Origin of the sequence: Micromonospora sp. WMMD735 (assembly GCF_049178995.1) — a bacterium.
In the GTDB taxonomy this organism is placed as follows: domain Bacteria; phylum Actinomycetota; class Actinomycetes; order Mycobacteriales; family Micromonosporaceae; genus Micromonospora; species Micromonospora wenchangensis.
The window spans coordinates 2,185,463-2,210,632 of record NZ_JBMHMJ010000002.1 but is presented as its reverse complement, the minus strand read 5'-3'; the positions used below and the strand labels follow the sequence as shown (position 1 = coordinate 2,210,632).

General features: G+C 73.5%; 8 protein-coding genes and 1 pseudogene. 8 read left to right on the top strand and 1 reads right to left on the bottom strand.

Annotation, left to right across the window (positions count from 1 at the left end; translation table 11 throughout):
* Positions 1–37: 37 nt before the first annotated feature.
* From ACN268_RS09515 to ACN268_RS09490, 6 genes and pseudogenes are all read left to right on the top strand, one after another.
* On the top strand, positions 38–10,246 hold the full coding sequence (locus ACN268_RS09515; RefSeq protein ID WP_421482779.1) for an SDR family NAD(P)-dependent oxidoreductase: 10,209 nt from the start codon (positions 38–40) through the stop codon (positions 10,244–10,246).
* A complete protein-coding gene (locus ACN268_RS09510; RefSeq protein ID WP_421482778.1) occupies positions 10,243–14,598 on the top strand; it encodes a type I polyketide synthase in 4,356 nt (1,451 codons plus the stop codon). The genes ACN268_RS09515 and ACN268_RS09510 overlap by 4 nt, the downstream gene beginning before the upstream one ends.
* Before the next feature lie 98 nt (positions 14,599–14,696).
* Positions 14,697–18,419, top strand: a pseudogene (locus ACN268_RS09505) (type I polyketide synthase); the annotation flags it as partial.
* Complete coding sequence (locus ACN268_RS09500; RefSeq protein WP_421482777.1) at positions 18,416–19,645, top strand: cytochrome P450 family protein; 1,230 nt, start codon at positions 18,416–18,418, stop codon at positions 19,643–19,645. The pseudogene ACN268_RS09505 and the gene ACN268_RS09500, both read left to right, overlap by 4 nt.
* Before the next feature lie 34 nt (positions 19,646–19,679).
* The gene (locus ACN268_RS09495; RefSeq protein WP_421482776.1) at positions 19,680–20,039 is read left to right on the top strand and encodes a nuclear transport factor 2 family protein; all 360 of its coding nucleotides are present in this window, start codon (positions 19,680–19,682) and stop codon (positions 20,037–20,039) included.
* Positions 20,040–20,064: 25 nt separating this feature from the next.
* Complete coding sequence (locus tag ACN268_RS09490; protein ID WP_421482775.1) at positions 20,065–20,466, top strand: allene oxide cyclase barrel-like domain-containing protein; 402 nt, start codon at positions 20,065–20,067, stop codon at positions 20,464–20,466.
* Positions 20,467–20,499: 33 nt separating this feature from the next.
* Here ACN268_RS09490 and ACN268_RS09485 read toward each other — a convergent pair whose 3' ends face one another.
* Positions 20,500–21,885, bottom strand: a complete 1,386-nt coding sequence (locus ACN268_RS09485; protein WP_421482774.1) for a short-chain fatty acyl-CoA regulator family protein — start codon at positions 21,883–21,885, stop codon at positions 20,500–20,502.
* A gap of 239 nt (positions 21,886–22,124) precedes the next feature.
* Between ACN268_RS09485 and aceA the strand changes: the two genes are divergently transcribed.
* Both aceA and aceB read left to right on the top strand, forming a co-directional pair.
* Positions 22,125–23,396: an isocitrate lyase gene (gene aceA / locus ACN268_RS09480; RefSeq protein ID WP_421482773.1), complete on the top strand. Its 1,272-nt coding sequence runs from the start codon at positions 22,125–22,127 to the stop codon at positions 23,394–23,396.
* Positions 23,393–25,000 carry a malate synthase A gene (gene aceB / locus ACN268_RS09475; RefSeq protein ID WP_421482772.1) on the top strand — a complete coding sequence of 536 codons (1,608 nt, stop codon included), beginning with the start codon at positions 23,393–23,395 and terminating at the stop codon, positions 24,998–25,000. The genes aceA and aceB overlap by 4 nt, the downstream gene beginning before the upstream one ends.
* Positions 25,001–25,170: the final 170 nt, after the last annotated feature.

Sequence of the window (25,170 nt, the reverse complement as noted above, 5' to 3'; positions counted from 1 at the left end):
CGACCCCACCTGACGACCAAGGGCGGAAGAGACCGACATGGCCGACGAGAAGCTGCTCGGATACTTCAAGAAGGTCAGCGCCGACCTGTACAAGGCCCGGCAGCGGCTGACCGAGCTGACCGAACGGGACCGGGAACCCATCGCCATCGTCGGGATGGCCTGCCGGTACCCGGGTGGCGTCGGCTCCCCGGAGGACCTGTGGGACCTGGTCGCCGAGGGCCGGGACGCCATTTCCGACTTCCCCACCGACCGGGGCTGGCCGGCGGACCTCTACGATCCCGACCCGGAACGGGCCGGCCACAGCTACGCCCACGAGGGTGGCTTCCTGCACGACGCCGCCGACTTCGACCCCGCCTTCTTCGGGATGAGCCCCCGGGAGGCGCTCGGCGTCGACCCGCAGCAGCGGCTGCTGCTGGAGATCACCTGGGAGGCGTTCGAACGGGCCGGCATCCTTCCCGCCTCGGTTCGTCGTACCCCGGTCGGGGTGTTCACCGGCATCATGTACGGCGACTACGGCCTGCGGGTGCGCGACGTCCCCGAGGAGTTCGAGGGTTACCTGCTGACCGGCAGTGCCGGCAGCGTCGCCTCCGGGCGGGTCGCGTACACCTTCGGCCTGACCGGCCCCGCCGTCACCGTCGACACCGCCTGCTCGTCGTCGCTGGTCGCCCTGCACCTCGCCGCCCGGTCGCTGCGTGCCGGGGAGTGCACGATGGCTCTCGCCGGTGGCGTCACCGTGATGGCGGGCCCCGGCACGTTCGTCGAGTTCAGCCGGCAGCGGGGACTGGCCCCGGACGGCCGGGCCAAGTCGTACTCGGCCGCCGCCGACGGGGTCGGCTGGGCCGAGGGTGCCGGCGTGCTGCTGCTGGAGAAACTCTCCGACGCCCACCGCCACGGCCACCCGGTGCTCGCCGTCGTCCGGGGCTCCGCGATCAACCAGGACGGCCCGTCCAACGGCCTCACCGCGCCCAACGGCCCCGCCCAGCGCGCGGTCATCCGGCAGGCCCTCGAATCCGCCGGCCTTACCCCGGCCGACGTGCAGGTGGTGGAGGGCCACGGCACCGGCACCCGGCTCGGCGACCCGATCGAGGCACAGGCGCTGTTGGCGACGTACGGGCAGGGTCGGTCGGTGCCGTTGTGGTTGGGGTCGGTGAAGTCGAACATCGGTCATGCGCAGGCGGCGGCGGGTGTCGCCGGGGTGATCAAGATGGTGTCGGCGATGCGGCACGGGGTGGTGCCGGGGTCGTTGCACGCCGACGAGCCGTCGGGGTTCGTGGACTGGTCGTCGGGCGCGGTGCGGGTGGCGACCGGGTCGCAGCCGTGGACGGTGGAGGGCCGGCGACGGGCCGGGGTGTCGTCGTTCGGGATCAGCGGCACGAACGCGCACGTCATCCTGGAGGAACCGCCCGTCGTGACGGACCCGCCGCCCGACGCCGGGGCACCTGCCGCCGCAGACCCGTCGGCCGGGAGCACCGGCGGGTCCGACCCCGTACCGGTGACGCCGTGGCCGGTGTCGGCGCGGACGGCCGCCGGGGTACGGGACCTCGTCGAGCGGCTCCGCACGGGGAGCGCCGCCGCCGATCGGACGGTGCCGGCGGCCGACGTCGGCTGGTCCCTGGCGTCGACCCGGACGGTGTTCGACGACCGTGCCGTGCTGCTCGACGGCGACGTCGTCGCGGATTCGGCCTCGGTGCCCCCGGAACTCCGCTGGTCGGCGACGGTCCCACCGGCAGGTGACGCCGAACCGTCGTCCCCGGCCGCGACGGATGCCGATCCCCGGGGGGTGCCCTCCGGTCTGGGTGTGGTGTTCGGGGGTCAGGGTGGTCAGCGGGTGGGGATGGGTGCGGGGTTGTATCGGGTGTTTCCGGTGTTCGCGTCGGTGTTCGACGAGGTGTGTGACCTGTTGGGTGGGGACGTGCGGGAGGCGATTGCTTCGGGTGTGGGTCTGGATGGCACGGGCATCGCGCAGCGGGCGTTGTTTGCGGTGGAGGTGGCGCTGTTCCGTCTGGTGGAGTCGTGGGGTGTCCACCCGGCGGTTGTGGTGGGTCATTCGATTGGGGAGATTGCGGCGGCGCATGTGGCGGGGGTGTTGTCTCTTGCGGATGCGGTGAGGTTGGTGTCGGCGCGTGCTCGGTTGATGGCGGCGTTGCCGGTCGGGAGCGTGATGGTGTCGCTGCGGGCATCCGCGCATGAGGTGGAGCCGTTTCTGTCCGGTGGTGTGGTGGTGGCGGCGGTAAATGGTCCGTCGGCGGTGGTGATCGCGGGCCCGGAACAGCCGACCTTGCAAGCGGCGGAGGCGGTGGCGACCACGCTGGGTGTCCGGCAGCGTCGGTTGTCGGTGGGTCATGCGTTTCATTCGCCGTTGATGGAGCCGATGCTCGACGAGTTCCGCACGGTGGTCGAGGGCTTGTCGTTCCATCCGGAACAGATTCCGGTGGTGTCGACGGTGACCGGGCAGGTCGGGGATCTGGCAGACCCGGAATACTGGGTGCGGCAGGTGCGCCAGCCGGTGCGGTTCCATGACGCGATCGAGGCGGCCGGTCCTCGCTCGTGGTGGGAACTCAGCGCGGACGGTGCTCTGTCGTCCCTGTTGGCCGACGGTGTCCCGATGCTGCGTCCGGGTGTGGATGAGGCGGTCAGTGCTGTCACCGGGTTGGCGCAGGTGTGGGTGCGGGGGTATGAGGTCGACTGGCGGGCGTACTACGGCGGTGGCAAGACCGTCGACCTGCCGACGTACCCGTTCCAACGGCAGCGGTACTGGCTCGACGCCGGGGACGGGCGGGGCGACGTGACCAGCGCCGGACTCCGGGCCACCGGGCATCCGCTACTCGGGGCGACGGTGGAACTGGCCGCCGGTGACGGCGTGCTACTCACCGGACGGGTGTCCCTGCGTACCCACCCGTGGTTGGCCGACCACGCGCTGCTCGACACCGTGCTCCTGCCCGGGACGGCCTTCGTGGACCTCGTCCTGAGGGCGGGCGACCACCTCGGTGTCAGCGTCGTCGACGAGCTGACCATCGCCGCGCCGCTGGTGCTCACCGAGGCACCCGTGGAGATCCAGGTGGCCGTCGGCGCGCCCGCCCCCGACGGCAGGCGACCGGTGTCCGTCCACTCGCGCCCGCACACCACCGGCGACGACCCCGCCTGGACCACCCACGCGGAGGGACAGTTGACCGCCGCGCCCCCCACCGCCCCCGCCGGGCAGGAGACCTGGCCGCCGCCCGGCAGCCGCGAGATCGACGTCACGCACGCCTACCCCCGCCTTGCCGAGGACGGCCACCGGTACGGCCCGGCGTTCCGTGGGCTGCGCCGGCTGTGGCAGCTCGACGACGAGATCCTCGCCGAGGTGAGCCTGCCCACCGACCGGCACGCCGACGCCGACGCGTTCGTGCTGCACCCCGCCCTGCTCGACGCCTGCCTGCACCCGCTGCTACGCGGCGTGCTCGACGACAGCCGCCCCGGCGGCCTGCCGTTCTCCTGGAACGACGTGCGGGTGCACCGCGGCGGCGCGACCACCCTGCGGGTCCGGCTGCGGGAACAGTCGAGCGACCGCCTCACCCTGACCGGCTACGACGAATCCGGTGCGCCGGTGGTCACCGTCGGCGGGCTGCTGTCCCGTCCCGTCTCCGCCGAGGCGCTGCGGTCCGCCGGGCAGCCCCGCCAGGAACACCTCTACGAGCGGGTGGCCGTGCCCGTGCCGGCCCCACCCGTCGACGCCCCGGTGCCGGCCTTCGACGCCGGGCCCGCCCCGGTGACCTGCCACCACCTGACCGTCGACCCCGGTCACCACGACCTGGCCCGCCGTACCCACGCCACCGTCGCCGCCGCCCTCACCCTGGTCCGCACCCTGCTGACCGACGGGTACGCCGACACCCGCGTCGTCGTCGCCGGTGACCGTGTCGCCGACGATCCCGCGCTGGCCGCCGCCTGGGGGCTGCTGCGCACCACGCAGACCGAGAACCCCGGACGGCTCGTCCTGGTCGACACCGACGACCCGGGCACGGTCGCCGCCGTCGCGGCGTCACTCGCCGCCGGTGACGAACCGGAGCTGAGCGTCCGGGCCGACGCCTGGACCGCCACCCGGCTGGCCCGGGTCACCGCCCCACCGGCCGAACCCGTTCACCTTCCCGGCCCGGTGCTGGTCACCGGTGGTACCGGCGGGCTGGGCGCGCTGCTCGCCCGCCACATGGTGACCGCCCACGGCGTACGCGAACTCGTGCTGGTCAGCCGTCGGGGCGCCGGAGCACCGGGCACGGGCGAGCTGGTGGCCGAGCTGACCGGCCTGGGTGCCACCGTCAGCGTCGCCGCCGTCGACGTGGCCGACCGGAACGATCTGGCCCGACTGCTCGACAGCCATCCCGTCCGTTCGGTGGTGCACACCGCCGGGGTGCTCGACGACGCGGTCGTCGGCGCGCTCACCGACGGGCAACTCACCCGGGTGCTGCGCCCCAAGGTGGACGCCGCCTGCCACCTGCACGAGCTGACCGTGGACCGGAACCTGGACGCGTTCGTCCTCTACTCGTCGTCGGCCGCCGTGTTCGGTGGCCCCGGGCAGGCCAACTACGCCGCCGCCAACGCGTTCCTCGACGCGCTCGCCGCCCACCGCCGGGCCCGGGGGTTGCCCGCGCTGTCGCTCGGTTGGGGACTGTGGCACCAGGACGGCGGCATCACCGCCGCGCTCACCACCGCCGACCGGGACCGGATCACCCGGGCGGGAATGATCCCGCTGGACCGGTCGGAGGGCATGGCCCTGTTCGACACCGCACTCACCCTGGCCGCCGCGACCGGCCACCCGCACCTCGTACCGATGCGGATGGACCTGCCGAGGATCACCGGTGAGCCACCGGCGGTGCTGCGGGGGCTGGTCCGTCGCCCGGCCCGGCGGGCCGTGGCGGCGGCCGACCCCACCGCCGTGTTCGCCGGGCTGCACGGCGCGGAACTCACCGCCGCTCTGCTCCAGGTGGTACGGGAACGCGTCGCGGGCGTGCTCGGCCACACCGGCGCGGAGGCGGTCCCCGCCGACCGGCCCTTCACCGAACTGGGCTTCGATTCGTTGACCGCCGTGGAACTGCGCAACGCGCTGTCGGCGGCGACCGGATTGCGCCTCCCGGCCGGGCTGGTGTTCGACCACCCCACCCCGTCGGCGGTCGCCGCCTGGCTGACCACGAAGATCGCCGGCACCCCCGCCCCCGCCCCGGTCGCCACCCCGACCCGTACCGACGACGACCCTGTCGTCATCGTCGGCATGGCCTGCCGGCTGCCCGGCGGGGTACGCAGCCCGGAGGACCTGTGGCGGGTGGTCGCCGAGGGCACCGACGCGATCGGCGACTTCCCGACCGACCGGGGCTGGGACCTGGACAACCTCTATCACCCCGACCCGGACCACCCCGGCACCACGTACGCCGCCCAGGGTGGCTTCGTCGACGGGATCGCCGACTTCGACCCGGCCCTGTTCGGCATCTCGCCCCGGGAGGCGTTGGCGATGGACCCGCAGCAGCGGCTGCTGCTGGAGACCTCGTGGGAGGCCTTCGAACGCGCCGGCATTCCACCCCTTGCCGCCCGGGGTTCGCGGACCGGTGTCTTCGTCGGGGTCAGCAGCCAGGACCACGGCTCGCTGCTCGCCACCGTGCCCGAGTTCGAGGGGCAACTGCTCACCGGCAGCGCCAACAGCGTCGCGTCCGGCCGGCTCGCCTACCACCTCGGCCTGGTCGGCCCGGTCCTCACCCTGGACACGGCGTGCTCGTCGTCGCTGGTGGCCCTGCACCTGGCGGCGAACGCCCTGCGCGCCGGGGAGTGCGACCTCGCCCTCGCCGGTGGTGCGCTGCTGATGTCCACCCCGACCCTGTTCGTCGAGTTCAGCCGGCAGGGTGGGCTGTCGCCGGACGGCCGGTGCAAGGCGTACTCGGCCGCCGCGGACGGCACCGGGTGGGCCGAGGGCGCCGGGATGCTGCTGCTGGAACGGCTGTCGGACGCCCGGCGGCACGGTCATCGGGTGTTGGCGGTGGTGCGGGGTAGTGCGGTGAATTCGGATGGTGCGTCGAATGGTTTGACGGCGCCGAGTGGTCCGTCGCAGGAGCGGGTGATTCGTCGGGCGTTGGCGGTGGCGGGCCTGTCGGTCGACGACGTGCAGGTGGTGGAGGGTCACGGCACCGGTACCCGGTTGGGTGATCCGATCGAGGCGGAAGCCCTGCTGGCGACGTACGGGCAGGGGCGTTCGGAGCCGTTGTGGTTGGGGTCGGTGAAGTCGAACATCGGCCACACGCAACACGCGGCCGGTGCCGCCGGGGTGATCAAGATGGTGTTGGCGATGCGGCACGGCATCGTCCCGGGGTCGTTGCACGCCGACGAGCCGTCGGGGTTCGTGGACTGGTCGTCGGGTGCGGTGGAGGTGGTGCGGGAGTCCCGGGAGTGGGCGGTCGCTGACGGTGGGCGTCGGCGGGCGGGGGTGTCGTCGTTCGGGATCAGTGGGACGAACGCGCACGTGATCGTGGAGGAGCCGCCGGTGGAGGCGGATGCGGGGGTGGTGGGTTCGCCGGTCCCAGTAGGGGTGACGCCGTGGCCGGTGTCGGCGCGGACCGCCGCCGGCGTGCGGGAACTGGTCGGGCAGCTCCACCCGATGACGGTCGGTTCGGAACACGGGACGGAGGCGGACGGCGGTCCGTCGACGCCGAGCGCCGCCGACGGTGATCCGCCGGAGTCGACCGTCGTCGGCGACGTTTCGGCGGCGGATGTGGGGTGGTCGTTGGCGTCGACGCGGTCGGTGTTCGCCGAGCGTGCGGTGCTGCTCGATGGTGTGGTGGTCGCGGATTCGGCGTCGCTGACCCCGGAGGTCCGGGCAATGACGTCGGATGGCGCTCCTGTTCCTGCGGGGTTGGGTGTGGTGTTCGGGGGTCAGGGTGGTCAGCGGGTGGGGATGGGTGCGGGGTTGTATCGGGTGTTTCCGGTGTTCGCGTCGGTGTTCGACGAGGTGTGCGCCTTGTTGGGTGGGGACGTGCGGGAGGCGATTGCTTCGGGTGTGGGTCTGGATGGCACGGGGGTGGCGCAGCGGGCGTTGTTTGCGGTGGAGGTGGCGTTGTTTCGGCTGGTGGAGTCGTGGGGTGTGCGGCCTGTGGTTTTGGTGGGTCATTCGATTGGGGAGATTGCGGCGGCGCATGTGGCGGGGGTGTTGTCTCTTGCGGATGCGGTGAGGTTGGTGTCGGCGCGTGCTCGGTTGATGGCGGCGTTGCCGGTCGGGGGCGTGATGGTGTCGCTGCGTGCTTCGGCGGAGGCGGTGGGGCCGTTTCTGTCCGGTGGTGTGGTGGTGGCGGCGGTAAATGGTCCGTCGGCGGTGGTGATCGCGGGCCCTGAGCGGGAGACGCTGCGGGCGGCGGAGGCGGTGGCGGCCGGGTTGGGTGTTCGGCAGCGTCGGTTGTCGGTGGGTCATGCGTTTCATTCGCCGTTGATGGAGCCGATGCTCGACGAGTTCCGCACGGTGGTCGAGGGCTTGTCGTTCCATCCGGAACAGATTCCGGTGGTGTCGACGGTGACCGGGCAGGTCGGGGATCTGGCAGACCCGGAATACTGGGTGCGGCAGGTGCGCCAGCCGGTGCGGTTCCATGACGCGATCGAGGCGGCCGGTCCTCGCTCGTGGTGGGAACTCAGCGCGGACGGTGCTCTGTCGTCCCTGTTGGCCGACGGTGTCCCGATGCTGCGTCCGGGTGTGGATGAGGCGGTCAGTGCTGTCACCGGGTTGGCGCAGGTGTGGGTGCGGGGGTATGAGGTCGACTGGCGGGCGTACTACGGCGGTGGGAGGGTCGTCGACCTGCCGACGTACCCGTTCCAACGGCAGCGGTACTGGCTGACCCCGGCAGCCCGCACCGACGTGGCGAGCATCGGGCTCGACACGGTGGAACACCCTCTGCTGGGTGCGGCGGTGGAGCTGTCCGACGACTCGTTCGTCCTCACCGGCGTACTCACCGCGACGGCGCTGGCCGAGGCCGGGCCGCACGTCGTCCTGGCGGAGGCGGCGCTGGCCGCTGCCCGGTACGCGGGCGTCACCGGCGTCACCGAACTCGTCCCCGAGCTGCCGCCCGAGCAGCCCGGCCCGCTGCGGGTCACCGTGGACGGTGCCGGCTTCACCATCGCCTCCCGACCCGACGGCACCTGGGTCGAACACGCGACCGGGCACCTGTCCGCCGAACCCGGCGACGGTGGCGCACTGCCTGCCGCCGCACTCCGGTCCGCCCTCGACGACCTCGCCCCCGCCCGGCCGGTCCGGTGGACGAACCTCACCGTGCACCGGGCCGACACCGCCGTGGACGTCGAGATCGTCCACCACGACTCCGGGCACGTCCGGATCGCCCTGGTCGACCATGACGGCACCGTCACCACGGAGGCCGAACTCGAACTCGGCGGCGGGACCGGCCCGTCCGTCGGCGACGCCCTGTTCCACCTGGAGGACCGGCGCGTCCCGACGCGGGAGACGAGCGGCGTACCGGGCGACTGGGCGGTGCTCGGCGACGACGAACCCGGGCTCCTCGACGGGCTGGACGGCCTGCGTCGGCACCGTACCCTCGCGGATCTGCTCGGCTCGCCGCGCGGCCGGCCGGACGTGCTGCTCCACCCGCTGACCTACCCGGACACCGGTGACCCGGCGGCGGATGCGCGCACCATGGCGCAGCGGGTGTTGAAGCTCGCCCAGCACTGGCTCCGCGACGAGGCGCTCGCCCCCTGTCGCCTGGTCTTCGTCGCCTCCGGAGTGGACCGGGACGTCGTGCTGGCCACCGCCTGGGGGCTGATCCGCTCGGCGATCAGCGAGTACCCGGACCGCTTCGGCCTGGTCACCCTCGACGGGGACCGCCGGTCGGCGCGGGCCTTCCCGCACGCCCTGCTCGCGGGCACCACCGAACTCGCCGTGACCGGCGGCGCGGTGACCACCCCCACCCTCGTCCGCAGCCGGGGCCTCGCCCCGGCACCGCGCCGGTGGACGGGCCCGGTGCTGATCACCGGCGGCACCGGGGGCCTGGGGGCGCTCGTCGCCCGGCACCTGGTCACCACCCATGGCGTACGCCGGCTGCTGCTGGTCAGCCGGCGGGGGCCGGCGGCCCCGGGCGCGGCGGAACTGCGCGCGGAGCTGCTCGACCGGGGCGCGGATGACGTCACCGTGGCCGCCTGCGACGTGACGGACCGGGACGCCCTCGCGAAGCTCCTCGTCGGAACCGACCCGGCACACCCGCTGCGCGCGGTGATCCACACCGCCGGGGTGCTCGACGACGGTGTGCTGCCCGCGTTGACCCCGGACCGCCTGGACGCGGTGCTGGCACCGAAGGTCGACGCCGCCTGGCACCTGCACGAGCTGACCCGGGACCTCGACCTCGACGCGTTCGTGCTGTACTCGTCGATCTCCGGGCTGCTCGGCCCGCCCGCGCAGGCCAACTACGCGGCGGGCAACTCCGGTCTGGACGCGCTGGCCCGGCTGCGCCGCCACCTCGGCCTGCCCGCCGTGTCGCTGGCCTGGGGGCTGTGGGCGCAGGACAGCGGCATGATCGGCACGCTGGACGCGCACGACCGGGAACGCGTCGCCCGGACCGGTGTGGTGCCGATGACCGAGGCCGAGGGCATGGCGCTGTTCGACCTGGCGCTGGCCCACGACCGGGCCGTGCAGGCGCCGGTCCGGCTCGACCCGGCCGCGCTGCGGACAGTCGACGCACCGCCCCCCGTGCTGCGCGCCCTGATCCGCACCCCCCGCCGTACGCCGGGAGAGCAGCAGCCGGTCGCCGACCGGCTCGCCGCGCTCGCCCCGGCCGACCGTCGCCAGGCGGTGCTGGACCTCGTCACCACCCAGGCGGCGAAGGTGCTCGGCCACGCCGACCCGGCCGAGGTGGACCCGGGCCGCCGTTTCGCCGACCTGGGCGTGGACTCGCTGGCCGCCACCCAGCTCCGCAACGCCGTCAGCACCGCCGCCGGTGTGCCCCTGCCGGCGGGGGTGGTGTTCGACCATCCCACCCCTGCGGCGCTCGCCGACTTCGTCTGCGGGCTGCGCTGGCCGGACCAGGAACGGGAGGACGGCTCGGCGATGGCCGCCCTCGACCGGCTGGAGGCCGCGCTGCGCACCGGGGACGGCGGCGACGACGAGGTGGTCGACCGGTTGGAACGGCTCCTGATCGAACTGCGTCCCCCCGCCGACTACGACGACCTGGACACCGACGACCTGGACACGATCCCGGTGGACCGCCTCTACGACATCATCGACCAGGGAACGGAGCTGTGATGGCCGAGGACAGCGCCAAGCTCGTGGAGTACCTGCGCAAGGCCACCACCGACCTGCGCCGGTCACGGGCCCGCGTCGCCCAACTGGAGAGCCGGCTCAGCGAACCGGTCGCGATCATCGGAATGGCGTGCCGGCTCCCCGGTGGGGTGAGCGGTCCGGAGGACCTGTGGCGGGTGGTCGCCGAGGGGGTCGACGCGGTCGGCGGCTTTCCGACCGACCGGGGCTGGGACCTCACCACCCTCTACCACCCCGACCCGGACCACCCCGGCACCACGTACGCCACCGGCGGTGCCTTCCTCGCGGACGTCGCCGGCTTCGACACCGACTTCTTCGGCATCTCCCCCCGGGAGGCGCTGGCGATGGACCCCCAGCAGCGGCTGCTGCTGGAAACCTCGTGGGAGGCGATCGAACACGCCCGTATCGACCCGGGCTCGCTCGCCGGCAGCCCGACCGGCGTGTTCGTCGGCACCATGTACCAGAACTACGCCTTCGGCGGTCAGGACGTGCCCGACGAACTCGAAGGGCTCCTGATCAGCGGCAGCGCCGGCAGCATCGTCTCCGGCCGGATCGCCTACCAGTTCGGGTTCACCGGGCCGGCGGTCACCCTCGACACCGCCTGCTCGTCGTCGCTGGTCGCCCTGCACCTGGCGGCGTCGGCGCTGCGCGCCGGGGAGTGCTCGCTGGCGCTCGCCGGTGGCGTGACGGTGATGCCCACCGCCGACCTGCTGGTGGAGTTCGCCAGGCAGCGTGGCCTGGCCCCGGACGGCCGGTGCAAGGCGTTCGCCGACACCGCCGACGGCGTCGGGTGGGGTGAGGGCGTGGGCCTGTTGCTGCTGGAACGGCTGTCGGACGCCCGGCGGCACGGCCATCGGGTGTTGGCGGTGGTGCGGGGTAGTGCGGTGAATTCGGATGGTGCGTCGAACGGCTTGACGGCGCCGAGTGGTCCGTCGCAGGAGCGGGTGATTCGTCGGGCGTTGGCGGTGGCGGGCCTGTCGGTCGACGACGTGCAGGTGGTGGAGGGTCACGGCACCGGTACCCGGTTGGGTGATCCGATCGAGGCGGAAGCCCTGTTGGCGACGTACGGGCAGGGGCGTTCGGAGCCGTTGTGGTTGGGGTCGGTGAAGTCGAACATCGGTCATGCGCAGGCGGCGGCGGGTGTCGCCGGGGTGATCAAGATGGTGTCGGCGATGCGGGCCGGGGTGGTGCCGGGGTCATTGCACGTGGCCGCGCCGTCGGGGTTCGTGGACTGGTCGTCAGGCTCGGTGGAGGTGGTGCGGAACTCGCGCGAGTGGACGGTGGCTGAGGGGGGTCGTCGGCGGGCGGGGGTGTCGTCGTTCGGAATCAGTGGCACGAACGCGCACGTGATCGTGGAGGAGCCGCCGGTGGAGGCGGATGCGGGGGTGGTGGGTTCGCCGGTCCCGGTAGGGGTGACGCCGTGGCCGGTGTCGGCGCGGTCGGTTGCCGGGGTGCGGGACCTGGTGGAGCGGTTGCGGTCGACGGTGGCGGGGGTGTCGACGGTGGATGTGGGGTGGTCGTTGGCGTCGACGCGGTCGGTGTTCGCCGAGCGTGCGGTGCTGCTCGACGGTGTGGTGGTCGCGGACGGGGCGTCGCTTGCTCCGGAGGTCCGTGCGTTGATGTCCGGTGCGGTTCCTGCTTGCGCGGTGGACCCGGTCGTGGGGTCGTCGGGTGGCGCGGCGTTGTCAGGGGCGGTGTCGTCGGGTGGGGTTTCCTCCGGTGGTGTTCCTGCGGGGTTGGGTGTGGTGTTCGGGGGTCAGGGTGGTCAGCGGGTGGGGATGGGTGCGGGGTTGTGTGGAGCGTTTCCGGTGTTCGCGTCGGTGTTCGACGAGGTGTGTGGCCTGTTGGGCGGGGACGTGCGGGAGGCGATCTCCTCTGGTGTGGGTCTGGATGGCACGGGGGTGGCGCAGCGGGCGTTGTTTGCGGTGGAGGTGGCGCTGTTTCGCCTGGTGGAGTCGTGGGGTGTGCGGCCTGCGGTTTTGGTAGGTCATTCGATTGGGGAGATAGCGGCGGCGCACGTGGCCGGGGTGTTGTCGTTGCCGGATGCGGTGAGGTTGGTGTCGGCGCGTGCTCGCCTGATGGCGGCGTTGCCGGTGGGTGGGGCGATGGTGTCGCTGCGGGCTTCGGCGGAGGCGGTGGGGCCGTTCCTGTCCGGTGGTGTGGTGGTGGCGGCGGTGAATGGTCCGTCGGCGGTGGTGATCGCCGGCCCGGAACAGCCGACCTTGCAAGCGGCGGAGGCGGTGGCGACCACGCTGGGTGTCCGGCAGCGTCGGCTGTCGGTGGGTCATGCGTTTCATTCGCCGTTGATGGAGCCGATGCTTGACGAGTTCCGTGCGGTGGTGGAGGGCTTGTCGTTTCATCCGGCGCGGATTCCGGTGGTGTCGACGGTGACCGGGCAGGTCGGGGATCTTTCGGACCCGGATTACTGGGTGCGGCAGGTGCGCCAGCCGGTGCGGTTCCACGATGCGATCGAGGCGGCCGGTCCTCGGTCGTGGTGGGAGTTGAGCGCGGACGGTGGTTTGTCGTCCCTGCTGGCTGACGGTATTCCGATGCTTCGTCCCACCGTCGACGAGGCGACGTCGGCGGTGACGGGGTTGGCGCAGGTGTGGGTGCGGGGCCATGACGTCGACTGGCGGGCCTACTACGGCGGCGGCACCGTGGTCGACCTGCCGACGTACCCGTTCCAACACCAGCGGTACTGGCTCGCCGCCGGTCCGGCGACGCCGCCGCTGTACGCGGTGCGGTGGACGCCGACGGACCTGCCCGCCGGGGAGGCGGCCGTGCTCGACTGCTCCGGCAGCAGCACCACCGAGGTGCTCGCGGTCCTCCAGCAGCGGCTCGCCGATCCCACCGGCGGTCGGCTCGTCGTCGGCTTCGACGGCACCGATCCGACGGCCGACGGGGTGGCCGGCCTGGTGCGTGCCGCCCGGACCGAGCATCCGGGCCGGGTGGCTCTCGTCGACCACGACGGCAGCCCGGCGTCGCTGGCGGCACTGCCGGCCGCAGCCGCCGCCGGCCACGACGAGGTCCGGTTGCGGGCCGGTGCCGCCAGCACTCCGGAGTTGACCCCCGCCACCACCGGACCCCGCCCGCCGGTCGACGGCACGGTCCTGGTGACCGGGGCGGCGGGTGCTCTCGGCAGCGCCGTCGCCCGGCACCTGGCCACCGCGTACGGCGTCCGCGACCTGGTGCTGCTCGGCCGCCGCGGTGCGCCGGACCTGGCCGCCGAACTGACCGCGCTCGGCGTCACCGCCACCTCGGTCGCCGGCGACGTCACCGACCCGGACGCGGTGGCCGCCGCGCTGCGCGGGCGCACCCTGTGCGGGGTGGTGCACGCGGCGGGCGTGCTCGCCGACGGGGTCCTGTCCGGGCTCACCCCCGACCAGCTCGACCGGGCCCGGCAGGCCAAGGTGACGGGCGCGCACGTCATCGACCGGCTCACCCGCGACACCGACCTGGCCTTCTTCGTGCTGTTCTCGTCGGTCGCCGGGCTGTTCGGGGCGGCCGGCCAGGCCGCGTACGCCGCCGCGAACAGCGCCCTTGACGCCCTCGCCGAGCGTCGCCGGGCGGCCGGCCTGCCGGCCACCTCGATCGCCTGGGGGCCGTGGTCCGGTGCGGGCATGACCGGGGACCTGGGCGTCGCCGGCCGGGCCCGGCTCGCCGCCGCCGGTCTCGCCCCGCTGCCGGTCCCCACCGGGCTGGCCCTCTTCGACGCGGCGCTGAGCAGCACCGAACCGGTGGTCGTCGCGGCGGCCCTGCACACCGCGACTCTCGACCCGGCCACCACCCCGGCCCTGCTCCGCACCCTGCTGCCGACGCGGGAACCCACGCCCCCGCCGGTGCTGGACCTGACCGGCCTGGATGCCCAGGGCCGTCGGCAGGCGGTCACCGACCTGGTCCGGGTCACCGCCGCCACCGTGCTGGGTCACCAGCCGGGCACGCTGGTGCCGGTGACGGGCGCCTTCCACGACCTCGGCTTCGACTCGCTGACGTCGGTGGACCTGCGCAACCGGCTGAGCGCGGCGACCGGGGTGCCCCTCGGCGTGGGTGCGGTGTTCGACCATCCCACCCCGGCGGCACTCGCCGCGTACCTGCTCACCCAGCTCGCCACCGCCACCGACACCGACCCGGAGGACGAGCGGATCCGCGCGACACTGCGCGCCCTCCCCGTGGACCGGCTGCGCCGCGCCGGCCTGCTGGACCGGCTGTTGGCCCTGGCCGTCGAGCCGCCACGACCGGACGAGCCGGCGGGGCCGACCGACAGCCCGGACGACCTCGACGCGCTCTCCGGTGAGGAACTGCTGGCGCTGGCCGCGCAGACGGTGGGGCAGCAGTGAGTGCCGGCACCGAACAGTACGTGGCGGCCCTGCGTAACGCGTTGCGCGAGGTCGACCGGCTGCGCGGGGAACTCGACCGGGCCACCACACCGGCCACCGAGCCGATCGCCGTGGTCGGGATGTCCTGCCGGTTCCCCGGTGGCGCGGACACCCCGGACCGGTTCTGGGACCTGCTCGACGAGGGCCGCGACGCGGTCGTCCCGTTCCCCACCGACCGGGGCTGGCCGTCGGACCTGCACGATCCGGACCCGGCCGCCCCGGGGCGCAGCTACGTCGACTCGGGGGGTTTCCTGCCCGACGTCGCCGGCTTCGACGCCGGTTTCTTCGGGGTGTCCCCCCGGGAGGCGTCGGCGATGGACCCGCAGCAGCGGATGCTGCTGGAGTTGGCCTGGACGGCGGTCGAGGACGCCCGCATCGACCCGGAGCGGCTGCGCGCCACCGAGACCGGGGTGTACGTGGGCACCAACGGCCAGGACTATCCGCTGCTGCTCGCGCACGCCGCCGGGGAGACCGAGGGTTTCCTGCTGACCGGTAATGCGGCGAGCGTCGCCTCCGGCCGGATCTCGTACGTGCTCGGGTTGACCGGGCCGTCGCTGACCGTGGACACCGCCTGCTCGTCGGCGCTGGTGGCGGTGCACCAGGCCGTCCGGGCGCTGCGCTGGGGCGAGGTGCCCCTGGCCCTGGTCGGCGCGGCGTCGGTGATGTCGACGCCCGTCGGGTTCACCGAGTTCAGCCGCCAGCGGGGATTGGCTGCCGACGGACGGTGCAAGGCGTTCTCCGCCGCCGCCGACGGGGTCGGCTGGGGTGAGGGCGGGGCGGTGCTGCTGCTGGAACGGCTCGGTGACGCCCTCGCCCACGGACGTACCGTGCACGCGGTGCTGCGCGGCAGCGCGGTCAACTCCGACGGGGCGTCCAACGGGTTGACCGCGCCGAACGGCCCCGCCCAGCGGCGGGTGATCGAACGGGCGCTCGCCGACGCCGGGCTCACCCCCGGCGACGTCGACGCCGTGGAGGCGCACGGCACCGGTACCCGGCTCGGCGACCCGATCGAGGCCGAGGCGATCCTGGCCAGCTACGGCCGGGGCCGGGACCGGCCACTGTGGCTGGGCTCGGTGAAGTCGAACCTCGGCCACACCCAGGCCGCCGCCGGCCTGGCCGGCCTGGTCAAGCTGGTGCTGGCGCTGCGGCACGGGCGGTTGCCGCGTACGCTGCACGCCGCGACCCCGACCACCGCGGTGCGCTGGGACGACTCCCCGGTGCGGCTGCTGACCGCCGCCCAGCCGTGGCCGCGCGGGCCGCGTCCGCGTCGGGCGGCGGTGTCGGCGTTCGGGATCAGCGGCACCAACGCCCACGTCGTCGTCGAGGAACCACCCGCGCCGGCCGCCGACGGGCCGGCGGTGACCCCGCTGCCCGCGGTACCGTGCCTGCTGTCCGCCGCCGACCCGCAGGCCCTGCGGGAGCAGGCCGGCCGGTTGGCGACGCTGGTGCGGGCCGACCCGACGCTCACCCCGGCGGGGCTCGGCCTGGCGTTGGCCACCGGGCGGGCGGCGCTGCGGCACCGGGCGTGCGTCACCGCGACCGACCGTGCCGGGCTGCTCGCCGGTCTCGCCGGGCTGGCCGATGCCGGGGTCGGCGCGGGCACGACCTGCGGCGGTGACCTCGCGGTCCTGTTCACCGGGCAGGGCACGCAGCGGGTCGGGATGGGCCTGGCGCTGGCCGAGCGGTTCCCCGCCTACGCGGAGGCGTTCGCCGAGGTCTGCGGGTACCTCGATCCGCTGCTGGACCGGCCGTTGGCCGACGCCGTCGCCGACGGGGCCGGGCTGGACGACACGGGCACCGCTCAGCCGGCGATCTTCGCGGTGGAGGTTGCCCTGTACCGGCTGCTGGCGTCGTACGGCCTCGCCCCGGCCGCCGTCGCGGGGCACTCCGTCGGCGAGCTGACCGCCGTGCACGTGGCGGGCGCGTTGTCGCTGGCCGACGCGGCCACCGTGGTCGCGGCGCGGGGCCGGCTGATGGCCGCGCTGCCGGCGGGCGGGGCGATGCTCGCCGTACGGGCCACCGAGGCGGAGGTGACCCCGCTGCTCGGCGACGACGTCGAGCTGGCCGCCGTCAACGGTCCCCGGGCGGTGGTGCTCTCCGGCACGGTCGACGGGGTGCAGCGGACCGCCCGGCTGCTGCGGGCGGGCGGGCACCGGTGCCGGCGGCTCGACGTCAGCCACGCCTTCCACTCCCGGCTGATGGAGCCGGCCCTGGCCGGGTTCGCCGACGTGGTGGCGGGGGTACGGTTCACCGCGCCCCGGGTGCCGGTGGTGTCCACCCTGACCGGGGCGGTGCTGACCGTCGAGGATCTGACCGGGCCGGGGCACTGGCTGGCGCACGCCCGCCGGCCGGTCCGGTTTCACGACGCCGTCCGCACCCTGGAACGGCGCGGGGTACGCACCTTCCTGGAGGTCGGACCGGCCCCGGCGTTGACCGCCACGGTGGTCGACTGCCTGCGCACGCCCACCGACGCGGCGGCCGTTCCCACGCTGCGTCCCGACGTGCCCGACCCGCTGGCGGTGCCGGTGGCGATGGGCGCGTTGCTGGTCCGGGGGCACCTGGACCGGGCGGCGGTGTTCGCCGGCACCCGCGCCGCCCCGGTGGCGCTGCCCGGCTACCCGTTCCAGCGGACCCGGTTCTGGCCCGACGCCCGGTTCACCGTCACCACCGGCGGCCCACCGCCGGTGACGTCGGCACCCCCGGCGACCACACCGGCTTCGGGTACGCTGCGTGACCTGGTGCTGCGGCACGTCGCGGCGGTGCTCGGCCACGGTACGGCTCCCGTCGACCCGCACCTTCCGCTGGCCGAACTGGGCCTGACCTCGCTCAGCGCGGTGGAACTGCGCGACCGGCTGGCCCAGGCCACCGGGCTGCCGGTCGGCACCGCCGACCTGCTCACCGCCGTCACCCCGGACGACCTCGCCGGCACCCTCGCCGGTCGGGTCGACGGCGACCCCGACGACGGCGCGGTGCGGGCGGCGTTCGCGGCGGCCTGCGCCCGGGGCGACGTACCCGCCGGGTTGGCCCTGCTCGCCGCTGCCGCGGACCGGGCGTTGGCCGACGGCACCACCGCCCCCGCGACGCCGCTGGTGTTCGCCGAGGGCGACGGCCCGTTGCTGGTCTGCCTGCCGAGCATGGTCGCCCCGGCCAGCCCCTACCAGTACGCCCGACTGCTGGCCTGCCTCGACCGGCCCGCCGTGGTGCTGCCGCTGCCCGGCTACCGGCTGGGGGAGGCGTTGCCGGCCACCCGCGCCGAGGTCGTCGACGCCCAGGTCGCGGCCCTGCGTACGCATCTCGGCGACCGGCCGTACGTGCTGGTCGGCTACTCCTCCGGGGGCTGGCTGGCGCACGCCGTCGCGGCGGCCCTGCACGACCTCGACCGGCCGCCCGGGCGGGTGGTGCTGGTGGACGTGCACGTCCCGGGCGGGTCCTGGTACACCGCGACGATGCCCACCCTGTTCACCCGGATGGCCGCCGACCGGGCCGTCACCGACCTGGTCACCGACCGGCAGTTGCTGGCGATGGGCCGGCACCTGGCGCTGTTCGCCGACTGGCGGCCGCAGCCGCTGGCCGTCCCCGTCACCCACCTGCGGGCCGCGGCGGCGCCGGGCGGCCGGGAACCGGGCTGGGCGGCCGACACCGAGTGGCGCACCGTGCCGGGCGACCACCTGGGCGTCCTCACCGGCGACGCCCCGACCACGGCCGCCGCGCTCGCCGACTGCCTGCGTCCGGACCCGACGAACACCCCACTGATCCCCTCACCGACAGGGCGGAGCCGATGACCATCGGACAGCAGGAAACCACGACCCCCCACCCGACGGACATGCTCACCGAGGAGTTCGCCCAGGACCCGTACCCGGGATTCGCCCGGCTGCGCGACAGCGGCACGGTGGACCGGTTCCGGCTCAAGACCTTCTCCACCGCCGTGTACGCCTGGCTGGTCACCCGGCACGCCGACGCGCGCCGGCTGCTGGCCGACCCGCGCCTGTCCAAGGACGCCGGTCGCATCGCCGCGGTGATCCGCGCCCAGGCCGTCGACCCGGACGAGCACGTCACCGACAACCCGCCGAGCATGCTGTTCAGCGACCCCCCCGACCACACCCGGCTGCGCCGGATCGTCGGCGGCGCGTTCACCGCCCGGCGGGTGCAGAGCCTGACCCCGGTGATCGAACGGTTCACCGACGCCGCGTTGGACCGGATCGTCGCGGGGGAGACGGTCGACTTCGTGACCGACGTCGCGCTGCCCGTGCCGATGGCGGTCATCGGCTCGCTGCTGGGCATCCCCGAGGAGGCGTTCGACGACTTCCGCCGGTGGAGCGCGGAACTCGGCAGCGTCGGCACCTCGCTTTCCGACAAGCAGCAGGTGATCGCCGACGCCTACGGCTACGTGCGGGACCTGATCGCGGTCAAGCGCACCGCACCCGCCGACGACCTGATCAGCGCGCTCATCGCCGCCGACGACGAGGGCGGCCGGCTGGCCACCGACGAGTTGCTGTCCACCGTGTTCCTGATGATGAACGCCGGCTACGAGACGACTGCGGCCATGCTCAGCAGCGCCGTGCTGCTGCTGCACCGGCAGCCGGAGCTGCGCGCGGAGCTGGCGGCCGATCCCGGGCGGGTGCCCGCCTTCGTGGAGGAGGTGCTGCGCTACGAGAGTCCGCTGAACCTGAGCACCATCCGGTTCACCGAGCAGGAGGTGACCGTCGGCGACACGGTCATCCCGGCCGGGGAGATCGTGTTCATCTCGCTGTGCGCGGCCAACCGCGACACCGACCGGTTCGCCGATCCCGACGCGGTGCGCCTCGACCGTGACGGGCACCTGGCGTTCGGGCACGGCATCCACCACTGCCTGGGCGCACCGCTGGCCCGGCTGGAGGGCCGGGTGGTGTTGCAGCGGCTGCTGGCCCGGCACCCGCACTGGCGGCTGGCCGTCGCCGACGACGAGGTCGCCTGGCGGCACAGTCTCCAGTTCCGCGCCATCGAGTCGCTGCCCGTGCGGTTCGGCTGACACCCCACCCACCACCCGAGCAGAGGGGACCCCCATGACCGACACCAGCCCGGTGGCGGCGTTCTTCGCCGCCTGCGACGCCGACGACCTGGATGCCGCCGCCGACTGTTTCGCCCCCGACGGGGTGTGGATCGTCGCCGCCGGCCCCGAGCCGGGCCACACCTACCACCGCAAGGAGATCCCCGGGTTCCTCGCCGAGATCATCGGCAAGCGCGACGAACTCGACGCCGCCGGTGCCCGCATGGTGTACGGCGACCGCATCGTCGTGGCGGACCGGGAGTTCCTGGAGTTCCGCTGCGAGTCCGCGACCGGCGAGGTGCTCGAACGGGGCGTGGACGTGTTCACGCTGCGTGACGGCAAGATCGTGGTCAAGGACGTCTTCCGCAAGGCCTGACCCCCACCACGGAAAAGAGGCGACCATGTACGACAACCTCCACGAGATCCTCACCTCGTTCGGCGCGGACATCGACTTCGAGAACCCCAAGCTCGGGCAGAGCGGGTGGTACAAGGCGGACCTGGTGGTCCCGGACGAGGGTCGGGTGGGCAGCGTCGACGGCGGGTACCGGCTGGTCCTGCACCGTGGGTCCGACGGGATGCCGATGGTGCACCTGTCGGAGACGCTGTCCTTCCCGCAGGGGGACGTGCACGTGCAGGCGTGGGCGGAGTTTCCCAACCTGAGCAACGGCAACTGGTTGTACTGCCCCGCGGTGGGGATCAGCGGGGAGCTGACCGGCCGGCAGGGCTTCCGCCAGTGGCGGCCGGTGGAGCTGGGCAAACTCGCCGAAGCCAAGGTGATCTTCTACACCAGCCCGACCTCGTGACGTCCGCGCGCCCGTTCCGGCCGGCCGCCGCGATCAGCCCTTCAACGGGTACGGGATGAAGGTGCTGCGGTTCTCGTCGAGGTCGAGCCGGCCGGTGATCGGCGCGGCGGCCCGCTGCGGGCAGGTCATCCGCTCGCAGGTCTTGCACCCCGGGCCGATCGAGGTGACGGCGTCGGCGTCGTACAGGTCGATGCCCCGGGAGTAGACCAGCCGGTCGGCGTGCCGGATCTCGCAGCCGAGCCCGATCGCGTAGACCTTGCCGGGCTGGTTGTAGCCGCCGTGGTGCCGGGTGATGGTGCGGGCGATCCACAGGTAGCGTTGCCCGTCGGGCATCGCGGCCACCTGCACCACCACCCGGCCGGGCGCGCCGAACGCCTCGTAGACGTTCCACAGCGGACAGGTGCCGCCGGTGAGTGAGAACGGGAAACCGGTGGCGGACTGGCGTTTGGACAGGTTGCCGGCCCGGTCGACCCGGACGAACGAGAACGGCACCCCGCGCGCCCGGGGCCGTTGCAGGGTGCTGAGCCGGTGGCAGACGGTCTCCCAGCCCATCGTGAAGTGCTGGGTGAGCAGGTCGATGTCGTACCGGTGCTGTTCGGCCGCCGCGAGGAACGGCCCGTACGGCAGGATCAGCGCGGCGGCGAAGTAGTTGGCCAGGCCGACCCGGGTGAGGATCTGGGTCTGCGGGTCGTCGAACCGTTCCTCCTCCACGATCTCGTCGATCACGTCGGCGTACTCCAGCAGGGCGATCTGCGCGGCCATCCGCATCGCCTCCTGCCCGGCCCGCAGCGACGTCGACAGGTGCAGGGTGCGGGTCTGCGGCCGGTAGCGGTGCAGCTCGTCGCCGAGCAGGGTGGCGTCGTCGCGGCGGACCTGCACGCCGTGCCGCTGGGCGAGCCGGTCCTGCAGCGTGGAGCGGACCTCGCCCCGACGCATCCCGATCGTCGCGGCGAGCCGTTCGGCCGCCTCGTCCAGATCCGGCACGTAGTTCTGCCGCCGGTAGAAGAACTCGGTCACCCGGTCGTGCGGGCTGCGTCCGACCGTCTCCCGGTCGCCCAGCAGTTCGGCGAGCTGCTCGTCGGCCTGCCGGTAGCGGCGGTGCAGGTCGAGGACGGCCTCGGCGACCTCCGGCAGCCGGGTGGCGAGTTCGGTGAGGTCGGCGACGCCGGGCCGGCCGGGCAGCGCCTCGCGCAGCCCGGCGACCAGCCGGGGGGTGTCCCGGGGGGCGAAGACCGTCGGGTCGACGCCGAACACCTCGGTGATGCGCATCAGCACCGGCACGGTCAGCGGCCGGGTGTCGTGCTCGATCTGGTTGAGGTAGCTGGGCGAGATGTTGAGCAGCCGGGCCAGCCGGGACTGGCTCAACGCGCGGTCCTCGCGCATCCGGCGCAGCCGGGCACCCGCGAAGGTCTTGCTCACCACGCTCACCTCCCTGCTGCTCTTTCAGCAGCCCAGCACCCCTTGGCAGAGTGCGAATATACCTGTTCGCAACTTCGCAGAACCGGGTGTGAACTTCTCAGAACTTGGCTTCTTCCGTCCCTCGACCACGCCCGCGACACCGTGTGACCGTGGGTGACACGCCGGCCGGGCGACGCGTTCGCACCGCCGGACGCCACGACGGCCGGTGCCGGCGTCACGACATCCGAGGAGACGAGATCATGCAGAACGACGTGGAGCGGTTGCGTACCGAGTGGGAGACCGACCCCCGCTGGCAGGGGGTGCGCCGCAGCTACCGCGCCGAGGACGTGGTCCGCCTGCGGGGGACCGTGCAGGAGGAGCACACCCTGGCCCGCCGTGGGGCGGAGCGGCTGTGGGAGCTGCTGCACACCGAGGACTACATCCACGCCCTGGGCGCGCTCACCGGCAACCAGGCCGTGCAGATGGTCCGGGCCGGACTCAAGGCCATCTACCTCTCCGGCTGGCAGGTGGCCGCCGACGCCAACCTCGCCGGACACACCTACCCCGACCAGAGCCTCTACCCCGCCAACTCGGTGCCCGCCGTGGTGCGCCGGATCAACAACGCGCTGCTGCGCGCCGGCCAGATCACCACCGCCGAGGGCGACGACGGCGGCGTCGACTGGCTCGCGCCGATCGTCGCCGACGCCGAGGCCGGCTTCGGTGGCCCGCTCAACGCCTACGAGCTGATGACCGCCATGATCGGGGCCGGCGCCGCCGGGGTGCACTGGGAGGACCAGCTCGCCGCCGAGAAGAAGTGCGGCCACCTGGGCGGCAAGGTGCTCGTCCCGACCGGCCAGCACGTGCGCACCCTGGAGGCGGCGCGACTCGCGGCCGACGTGGCCGGGGTGCCGTCGGTGGTGATCGCCCGCACCGACGCGCAGGCCGCCACGCTGCTCACCACCGACGTCGACGAGCGGGACCGGCCGTTCGTCACCGGCGAACGCACCGCCGAGGGGTTCTACCGGGTGCGCAACGGCATCGAGCCGTGCATCGCCCGGGGCCTGGCCTACGCCCCGCACGCCGACCTGCTGTGGATGGAGACCTCCACCCCCGACCTGGACGTCGCCCGCCGCTTCGCCGAGGCGATCAAGGCCGAGTACCCGGACCAGATCCTCGCCTACAACTGCTCGCCGTCGTTCAACTGGCGCAAGCACCTCGACGACTCGACCATCGCGAAGTTCCAGCGCGAACTCGGCCACCTGGGCTACCGGTTCCAGTTCATCACCCTGGCCGGCTTCCACGCCCTCAACTACTCGATGTTCGACCTGGCCCGGGGCTACGCCGCCGACGGCATGTCCGCCTACGTGGCGTTGCAGGAGCGGGAGTTCGCCGCCGAGTCGGCCGGCTACACCGCCGTCAAGCACCAGCGCGAGGTCGGCACCGGCTACTTCGACCTGATCAGCACCGTGCTCAACCCGGCCGCCGAGACCACCGCCCTGCGTGGCTCCACCGAAGAGGAGCAGTTCGCATGAGATACGAGATCATCGGCCGGCTGGCCGACCGGTTCGACGAGGTCCTCACCCCCGGGGCGCTGGAGTTCCTGGTGGCGCTGGACAGCGAGTTCGCCGCCCGCCGGGTGGCCCTGCTGGACACCCGCCGGGCCCGCCGGGACCGCTACGCCACCGGCCAGTTCCCCGACTTCCTGCCGGAGACCGCCGCGATCCGGGCCGACCCCGACTGGCGGGTGGCCCCGCCCGCACCGGGCCTCACCGACCGGCGGGTCGAGATCACCGGGCCGACCGACCGGAAGATGACAGTCAACGCGCTCAACTCCGGTGCCCGGGTGTGGCTCGCCGACTTCGAGGACGCCACCGCGCCGACCTGGCACAACGTCATCTCCGGTCAGCTCAACCTGATCGACGCCCTGGACCGGCGCATCGACTTCACCGACCCGCGTGGCAAGCGGTACGCCCTCGGTGCGCAGCTCGCCACGATCGTCGTCCGGCCGCGCGGCTGGCACCTGGTGGAGAAGGGCATCGTGGTGGACGGCCGGCCCATCTCGGCCAGCCTGGTCGACTTCGGGCTCTACCTGTTCCACTGTGCGCAGCGGCAGCTCGACGCGGGCGCCGGGCCGTACTTCTACCTGCCGAAGCTGGAGGGCCACCGGGAGGCGCGGTTGTGGAACGACATCTTCGTCTTCGCCCAGCAGCGCCTCGGCCTGCCCCGGGGCACCATCCGGGCGACCACGCTGATCGAGACGATCACCGCCGCCTTCGAGATGGAGGAGATCCTCTACGAGCTGCGGGAGCACTCGGCGGGGCTGAACGCCGGCCGGTGGGACTACATCTTCAGCGTGATCAAGAACTTCGGGCAGTGGAGCGACTTCGTCCTGCCCGACCGGTCCGAGGTCACCATGACGGTGCCGTTCATGCGGGCGTACACCGAGCTGCTGGTGGCGACCTGCCACCGGCGCGGGGCGCACGCGATCGGCGGGATGGCCGCGTTCATCCCGAGCCGGGACCCGCAGGTCAACGAGGTGGCCCTCGACCGGGTCCGGGCGGACAAGCGGCGTGAGGCCGGCGACGGGTTCGACGGCTCCTGGGTGGCCCACCCGGGCCTGGTCGACACCTGCCGCCGGGAGTTCGACGCGGTGCTCGGCGACCGCCCGCACCAGCTCGACCGGCTGCGCGACGACGTCACCGTCACCGCCGCCGACCTGCTCGCCGTCGACAAGACCCCCGGCCGGGTCACCACCGCCGGGGTGCGGGCCAACCTGGCCGTCGCGGTGCGCTACGTCGACGCGTGGCTCGGCGGCACCGGCGCGGTGGCGCTGGGCAATCTGATGGAGGACGCGGCCACCGCCGAGATCGCCCGGTGCCAGGTCTGGCAGTGGCTGCACCACGGCACCCCGCTGGCCGACGGCGGCTGCGTGACCGAGGACCTGGTCCGGTCGGTCCTCGCGGAGGAGTTGGCCGCCCTGGCCGCCGGACGCGACGGCGTCGACCGGGAACGGGCCGGCTGGGCGGCGCGGATCGTCGAGGAGACCGCCCTCGGCGAGGACCTTCCCGCGTTCTTCACCACCGGCGCGTACGCCCGGCACCTCGGCCCGGCCCGGCGTCCCGTGCCGGTGGGCTGACCCGTCACCGGGTGGCCGGGAGGGATCGACGACCTCTCCCGGCCCGGCGGCAGACGGCGGAGCGACGGCCGCCGCCCGCCGCCTGGACCGGACCCGGTGGGGCAGCAGGCGGTGCCGACCCGTGGGATCGTGGGCGGGTGTCCATCCCGGTCACGATCCCAGGGGGTTGG